The sequence below is a fragment of the Mesorhizobium silamurunense genome (assembly GCF_014843825.1).
Lineage (GTDB): Bacteria > Pseudomonadota > Alphaproteobacteria > Rhizobiales > Rhizobiaceae > Mesorhizobium > Mesorhizobium silamurunense.
In genome coordinates, this window is record NZ_JHQR01000276.1 from 1 (window position 1) to 447 (window position 447).

At 64.2% G+C, this 447-nt stretch carries 1 protein-coding gene; it reads right to left on the reverse strand.

Annotated elements, in window-relative coordinates:
• Positions 1-447: formate--tetrahydrofolate ligase (locus DH10_RS29075; RefSeq protein ID WP_192385616.1), on the reverse strand; the 447-nt coding region annotated here is incomplete at both ends.

Genomic DNA, 447 nt, shown 5'->3' on the forward strand with positions numbered 1-447 from the left:
CGAGAACTGCGAGGCGCCGGATTCGGCGATCTCGACTACCTTCTTCGCCAGATCCTCGATGCCGGCCGAGCCCTGCGCCCAGTGCTTGCACAGGATCGCCTCGGCGCCCTGCGCCTTGACGAAATCCTTCATCGCCTGGATCTCGGTCTCGGTGTCGGTGGTGAAGTGGTTGATCGCCACCACCACCGGCACGCCGAACTGGTGCACGTTCTCGATGTGGCGGCCGAGGTTGAGGCAGCCCTTCTTGACCGCCTCGATGTTCTCCTTGCCGAGCTCTTCCTTCTTGACGCCGCCGTTCATCTTCATGGCGCGCACGGTGGCGACGATGACGGCGGCCGACGGCTTCAAGCCCGCCTTGCGGCACTTGATGTCGAAGAACTTTTCGGCACCGAGGTCGGCGCCGAAGCCGGCTTCGGTGACGACGTAGTCGGCAAGCTTCAGCGCCGT